General features: G+C 64.2%; 1 protein-coding gene. It reads left to right on the forward strand.

Features of this window, described 5'->3' with window-relative positions; translation table 11 throughout:
• Positions 1 to 75: 75 nt before the first annotated feature.
• The coding region (locus C1634_RS25760; RefSeq protein WP_228410179.1) for a phage head morphogenesis protein at positions 76 to 444 on the forward strand (369 nt) is incomplete at its 3' end.

Below are 444 nucleotides of genomic sequence, written 5' to 3' on the forward strand. Positions count from 1 at the left end.
ACGCGGATGCGATGGCGCAGGCCCTGGCCGCTGCGGCGCTACAGGGGCGAGTCGAGATCCTGCAGGAGGTGGCCGGTGGCGCTTAGAGCAACCTCACTGCCTTTCGCCGAGCAGAACCAGTTCTTCCGGCGCAAGCTCAATCTACCGACCAACGCCTGGACGGACATCTACACCCGCGAGCATGACTATGCTGTCGTCGTCGCCGGCGCCAACCGCGACGACCTGGTGCAGGACTTCCGTCAGGCAGTGGAGAAGGCAATAGCCGATGGCACTACGCTGGAGGAGTTCCGCCGTGACTTCGACCGTATCGTCGCCAAGTACGGCTGGAGCTACCGGGGCGGGCGCAACTGGCGCAGTCGAGTGATCTACGAGACCAACATGCGCAGCAGCTACATGGCCGGTCGCCTGGAGCAGCTCATGGCTGTGCGCGAGGAACGTCCTTAC

The organism is Chryseobacterium viscerum, from assembly GCF_002899945.2.
Lineage (GTDB): Bacteria > Bacteroidota > Bacteroidia > Flavobacteriales > Weeksellaceae > Chryseobacterium > Chryseobacterium viscerum.